The 6,040-nt window shown below is 73.8% G+C and carries 4 protein-coding genes and 1 pseudogene; 3 read left to right on the top strand and 2 right to left on the bottom strand.

All coding sequences use genetic code 11. The features are described from left to right. The 3 genes and pseudogenes from E1285_RS23505 to E1285_RS23495 form a co-directional block, all read left to right on the top strand. Positions 1–212 (top strand): annotated as a pseudogene (locus E1285_RS23505) (hypothetical protein); the annotation flags it as partial. 13 nt (positions 213–225) lie between these two features. Next, positions 226–1,263, top strand: coding sequence for an acyl-CoA dehydrogenase (locus tag E1285_RS23500; RefSeq protein WP_132155563.1), 1,038 nt, complete (start codon positions 226–228; stop codon positions 1,261–1,263). Then, a complete protein-coding gene (locus tag E1285_RS23495; protein WP_132155561.1) occupies positions 1,248–2,408 on the top strand; it encodes an acyl-CoA dehydrogenase family protein in 1,161 nt (386 codons plus the stop codon). Before E1285_RS23500 ends, E1285_RS23495 begins: the two co-directional genes overlap by 16 nt. A 130-nt stretch (positions 2,409–2,538) precedes the next feature. Here E1285_RS23495 and E1285_RS23490 read toward each other — a convergent pair whose 3' ends face one another. Together E1285_RS23490 and E1285_RS23485 are read right to left on the bottom strand one after the other, a co-directional pair. Next, complete coding sequence (locus E1285_RS23490; RefSeq protein ID WP_132155569.1) at positions 2,539–3,252, bottom strand: ATP-binding cassette domain-containing protein; 714 nt, start codon at positions 3,250–3,252, stop codon at positions 2,539–2,541. Between the two features lie 5 nt (positions 3,253–3,257). After that, positions 3,258–6,032 carry a branched-chain amino acid ABC transporter permease/ATP-binding protein gene (locus E1285_RS23485; protein ID WP_132155559.1) on the bottom strand — a complete coding sequence of 925 codons (2,775 nt, stop codon included), beginning with the start codon at positions 6,030–6,032 and terminating at the stop codon, positions 3,258–3,260. Positions 6,033–6,040: the final 8 nt, after the last annotated feature.

Genomic DNA, 6,040 nt, shown 5'->3' with positions numbered 1-6,040 from the left:
CGCCCGACCCGGCGGAGCTGTTCCGGCACCTGGCGGACCGGCTGCCGTACTTCGCCGTCCCCCGGTTCGTCGCGTTCGTCCCCGAGCTGCCGCGTTCCGCGTCCAACAAGGTCAAGAAGGCCGAACTGCGCGCGACGGGCGTCCCGCCCGACGCGTGGGACGCCGAACTCAACGGGCTGCGCGCCACCCGGCGCGGAGTCGTCCGAATCTGAAGGGCCCCGCACCATGGACGTCGGTCTCAGCGCCGAGCAACGCCAGCTCGTCGAGTCCTTCACCTCGCTGTTCGCGGGCGCGTCCCCGCCGGCCCTGGTCCGGGATGCCGAACCGCTCGGCTTCGACGCCGGCCTGTGGGACACCGCGCGCACCGCCGGCGTCACGCTGATGGCGGTCGGCGAGGACGCGGGCGGATGGGGCGCCGGGCCGCTCGACCTCGCACTCGTCGCGGAACTCCAGGGGCGCTTCCTCGCGCCCGCGCCGATCATCGAGGCCCAGGCCGCGGCCCGGCTCCTGGCGCGGCTGGACACCCCGCGCGCCGCCGCCGCGCTCGCCGCGGCCCTGGCCGGCGAGCGCACCGTGACGATGGCCTTCCATCCGGCCCGCGGCGGCGCGGCCGGGCTCGTGCCCGCCGGGGCCGTGGCCGACGACGCGCTGGTTCTGGACGGCGACCGGCTCCTGCTCGTCCCGGCCGGGGGCGCGCAGGCCGAGAACCTCGGTTCGCTGCCGCTCGCCGACCTGCCGCTGAGCCGGGACGCCGAGGTGCTCGCCGCCGGGCCGGAGGCCGAGGCCGCCCACGATGCGGCGCAGGACGACTTCCTGCTGCTCACCGCCGCCGCCCAGGTCGGCATCGCGGCCCGCGCGCTGGAGATCGGCGTCGGGTACGCCAAGGAACGCCGGGCGTGGAACGTTCCGATCGGGTCCTTCCAGTCGGTCGCGCACACCCTGGCCGACTCGGCCGCCGCCATCGACGGCGCCCGCCTGCTCGCCTACGAGGCGGCCTGGGCGGCCACCGAGGAGCCGGCGCGCTTCGCCGAGCTCGCCGCCATGGCCTTCGGGTTCGCGGCGGAGACGGCGCGTGACGCCACCTACCACAGCCTGCACTTTCACGGCGGCTACGGATTCACCGACGAGTACGACGTCCAGCTGTACTACCGGCGCGCCCGCGCCTGGGCCGGCGTCTGCCTGGAAACGCGTGCCGCCTACCGCCGGGCGGCCGACCGCCGCTACGGCCCCGCACAGATGGAGGAGCAGTGGACTTCGGCCTAGGAGAGCGCGGCGAGGCGCTCCGCACGGAGGTCAGGGCGTTCCTCAAGGAACACCTCACCGGCGAACTCGCCGAGCGGTGCCACCGCACCGGCGTCGCCCACGACACCGGATTCGTCCGCGCGATGCACGAGGCGGGACTGCTCGCGCTCGGCTGGCCCGAGGAGTGGGGAGGACGTCCCTGCGACCCGTTCGAGCTGTGCGTCGTGGAGGAGGAGCTGAGCAAGGCCGACGCCCCCACCTACGGGGTCAGCACGACCCACATGGTCGCCCGCGCCATCCTGCAGTGCGGGAACGACTTCCAGCGGCAGGAGATCGTCCCGAAGGCGGTGCGCGGCGAGACCGTCATCGTGCTGGGGTTCACCGAGCCCGAATGCGGGTCGGACCTCGCCGCCGCGCAGACCCGCGCCGTGCGGGACGGCGACCACTGGGTGATCAACGGGTCCAAGATGTTCACGACCAACGCTCACATCGGCGACCACGTGTTCCTGCTCGCGCGGACAGACCCGGACGCCCCCAAGCACGAGGGGCTGACCGTGTTCCTCGTGCCCCTCGACCAGCCCGGCATCGAGGCGCAGGCCGTGCGCACCATCTCTGGTGAGCGCACGAACATCACCTACTACCGCGACGCGCGCGTCCCCGACGCGTGGCGGATCGGCGAGGCGGGCGCCGGCTGGCGCGTCCTCGGCGAGGCCCTCCAGGAGGAGCACTCGGTCGGCTTCGGCGCCTCGATGCTGCGGCTGCTGGAGGCGGCGGAGGACTGGGCGCGGACCGAGACCTGCGACCGGGGCAGGCCCCGCATCGCCGGCCCGGACGTCCGGGAGCGGCTCGGCCGGTGCGCCGCCGAGGCGGAGGTGTCGCTGCTGCTCCAGCGGCGCGCGGCGGCGATGGCCCGGCAGGGCGCCGTCCCCGCGGCGGAGGGGCCGATGGCCAAGCTCTTCAGCTCCGAGGCGCTGACCCGGGCGGCCGAGGACCTGTTCGCCATGCTCGGCCCGGACGGGCTGCGCGGCCACCTGTCCCCCGGCGCGCCCGGGGGCGGGCGCGTCGAGCACTCGCTGCGCTTCTCCCTCGGGACGACGATCTACGGCGGGACGAGCGAGATCCAGCGCGGCAGCATCGCCCGCCGTGGACTCGGCCTGCGCCGCTGAGGCCCTGGCGCGAGCCGCCGAGGCACCGGCGCGAGCCGCTGAGGCACCGACGTGAAAGGCCGGTGCCGGAGGCCGCCCTCCCCGGATGGAGGCGGCTTCCGGCACCGGCCCTGATCATTGTCCGGCCGGGTCAGCCCCCGGCCGGTTCGTGTTCCTCTTCCTCCGGCCCGGCGCTCAGGTACGCCGACTGCAGCGCCTCGGACGAGGCGAGCAGTTCCTCGCCGGTGCCCGACATCGCCAGCCGTCCCCGCCGCAGCACGTGCCCGCGGTCGCTGACCGACAGCACCTGCGAGGCGTGCTGCTCGACGATGAGCACCGCGGTCCCGGCGTCGGCGGCGGCGCGCAGCCGCCCCAGCAGCCGTGTCACGATCAGCGGCGCGAGGCCGAGGGACAGCTCGTCCACCAGCAGCAGGTCCGGCTTGCCCGCGAGGCTGCGGCCGAGCGCCAGCATCCGCTGCTCGCCGCCCGACAGCAGCCCGGCGGGCCGTTTGAGGAGCGGCTCCAGTTCCGGGAAGAGGGTGAGCGCGTCCTCGACCGGGCCGGGCCCGAGCTTCAGGTTCGCCAGCGTCGTCAGCCGGCTGAAGACCGAGCCCCCCTCGCTGATGTAGGAGATGCCGCGCCGGGCCCGCACGTGCAGCGCACCGCGCAGCGGGGCGTCCCGGTACAGGACGCGCCCGGACGACGGCGCCAGCACCCCCGCCAGGGCGAGCAGCGTCGTGGTCTTGCCCGCGCCGTTGGGCCCGAGCAGCGCCACGACCTCGCCCTTGTCGATGTGCAGGTCCAGTGACCGGATCACGTCCACGCCGGTGTAGCCGGCGGACAGCTCCTCGACCTTCAGCAGCATCGGTGTCACGCCCTTTCCCGCTCGGCCTGCGCGTCCGACCCGAGGTAGGCGGCCACCACGGCCGGATCCCGCAGGATCTCCTCCGGCTCCCCGTCCGCGATCAGCGTTCCGAAGTTGAGGACGGCGACCCGGTCGGCGCACGTCCGGACGAACGACATGTCGTGCTCGATGACCAGCACGGCGATGCCGAGGTTGTCGGCCAGCCGCCGGATCAGCCGGGCCAGCTCGACCGTCTCCTGCTCGCTGAGCCCGGCGGCGGGCTCGTCCAGCAGCAGGACGGCCGGGTCGGCGGCCACCGCACGGGCGATGGCCAGCAGCCGGCGTCGGCCGTGCGGCAGCTCGTCGGGCAGCCGCGCCAGGTCGTCGGCGAGCCCGAACTCCTGGACGGCGGCCTCGCCGGCGGCCGTCAGCGCCGGCATGCGCGGCCGGATCAGGTCGGTGAGGTACCGCACCTTGGCCGGGGTTCCGGCCGTGACCAGAAGGTTCTCCCTCACGGTGAGGTCCTCGAACAGTTCCAGCGACTGGAAGGAGCGCACCAGCCCGGCGCGGGCCCGGCGGGCGGCGCTCCAGTCTTCGAGCGCCGCGTCGCCGAGCCGGATCCGCGCACCCCGGTCGGGGCGCACGAAGCCCGTCAGCGCGTCGATCACGGTGGTCTTCCCGGCGCCGTTCGGCCCGATCAGCGCGAGGACCTCGCCGTGGCCGACGTCCAGCCGGACGTCGTTCACGGCCTGGACCCGCCCGAAGCGGACGCTCAGCCCGGAGACCTCGAACACGCGCTCACCCTGCGCCCGTTCCCGCGGCGCCGCCTTCGCGGCGTCCGGGGCCGGGACCGGCGGGGGCGCGGCCTGGCGTCCGGCGGGCCTGAACCGGTCGCGCAGCAGCACGGTGAACCGCACCTGCTCGAACGCCATCCCGCTCGGGTTGGCCAGGATGATGATCAGCAGCATCGCGCCGGAGACGATCTCCAGCGCGTTGGTGCCGAGCCCGAAGGAATGGAGGATCTGCCCGCCGATGCCGCCGGGGGCGAAGGTGCCGCCGCCGACCGCGCCGATCACGAAGCCGATCCCGCCGATCACCGTGAACACGACCAGCTGCACCGACGCGAACGGCGAGAACTCGGTCAGCACCAGGTTCTGCTGCCGGAACGCCAGCAGCACGCCGCCGAGTGCGGCCAGGGCCGCGCCGAGCGCGAACGCGTAGACCTTGATCGTCGCACTGTCGAGGCCGAGCGCCGCCGCCGCCCGCTCGTTGCTGCGCAGCGCGATCAGCCGCAGGCCGGTCCAGCTGCGCCGCACGTTCGCCACCGCGACCGACACCGCGACCAGCAGCCCGAGCGTCACGAAGGCGAGCCGGCGCGGATGGTCGAAGCCGTCGATGGCCCAGCCGAACACGTTCAGCGTGCCGATGTCGATGCCGGTCATCCCGCCGGTGAGGGCGGGGTTCTGCAGGATCAGCTGGGACAGCACGACGGAGAGGCCGAAGGTCAGCAGGGCGAGGTTGACGCCCCGCGTACGCAGCGCCGGGATCGCGATGAGGACCCCGACCGCCATGGTGATGACCACGGCTCCGATCAGCGCCGGGATGAACGGCCAGGACTGCGTCTGGATCAGCTTCCCGGCGATCCACGCGCCGGTGCCCGCCAGGCCCATCTGGGCGAGGGAGATCTGCCCGGTCAGGCCGGTGACCACCACCAGCGACAGGCAGATGATCGCGGCGGCGAGGCTGACCTGGACCGAGGCCGCCCACGCGGGCGGCACCGCCAGGATGACGACCGCGGTGATCGCCACCGCGACGAGCAGCCCCGGGACCGACACGCGGCCGGTGCCGAGCACCGGGAGCCGGTCGAGCAGCTCACCGCGGATGGGCAGGTTGTGGCCCGCGACGAACAGCACCACGACGATCATGAGGAACGCCGCCGAGTGCGACACCGACTGCGCGGTGAACGTCCCGAACAGCAGGTTGTTGTCGGAGACGACGGGCCCCAGCGGGCCCTCGTTGGTGATGTAGCGGCCGAGGAGGGTCTCCACCACGCCGATGACGAGGGCCGCCGCGAGGGTCCGCCAGAACGAGTAGAAGCGGCCCACGAGCGCCGCCGCCAGCGACCGCAGCACGATCAGCGCGAGCGCCTCGACACTGAGGAACAGGACGGGCGCGATCAGGATGCCGGCCAGCGAGGCCAGCACGGCGCCGATCATCCAGTTGACCGTGGCGACGCGGTCCGGCGACTTGCCGAGCGCCGCCGCGGCCACCGGGTTCTCCGCGACCGCCTCGGTCGTGCGCCCGAACGACGTCCAGCGGAACAGCGCCACGAGCCCGAGCGTCAGCACGAACGCGATGCCGATGATCCAGAACCGGTCCTGGCCGATCCCCGCGCCGGTCCCGAACAGGTTGTGCACGGTGTCCGGGAGCGGGGAGACGACCAGGTCCTGCCCGTGTCCCCACAGCTGGTAGCCGATCCCGACCAGCAGCGCGAAGACGCCCAGGGTCGCGACCAGCCGCACCAGCGACGACGCGCGCCGCAGATGCTTCATCAGCAGCAGGTGCGTGGCCGCGCCGAGCAGCGCGGGGACGCCCAGCGCGAGCGGCCACGCGGCCGCCTGCGGGAGCCCGAGGTCGGGGGCGACGCTGTAGAACAGGTAGGCGCCGATCATGCTGTAGGCGCCCTGCGCGAAGTTCACGACCCCGCTGCCGCGGTAGATGAGGACTAGGCCCTGGGCCGTGAGGGCGTAGACCGCCCCCACGGACAGCCCCAGGATGACGAAGGTGAGCAAGTCGTTCATGGGCGAAG

Source organism: Actinomadura sp. 7K507, assembly GCF_004348425.1.
GTDB lineage: Bacteria > Actinomycetota > Actinomycetes > Streptosporangiales > Streptosporangiaceae > Spirillospora.
The sequence above is the reverse complement of the archived record's forward strand: the minus strand, read 5'-3'. Positions and strand labels throughout refer to the sequence as shown.

Coding starts and splice junctions, on each gene's coding strand:
- E1285_RS23490 (WP_132155569.1), bottom strand. CDS start 3,252: ATGCTGCTGAAGGTCGAGGAGCTGTCCGCCGGCTACACCGGCGTGGAC.
- E1285_RS23485 (WP_132155559.1), bottom strand. CDS start 6,032: ATGAACGACTTGCTCACCTTCGTCATCCTGGGGCTGTCCGTGGGGGCG.
- E1285_RS23500 (WP_132155563.1), top strand. CDS start 226: ATGGACGTCGGTCTCAGCGCCGAGCAACGCCAGCTCGTCGAGTCCTTC.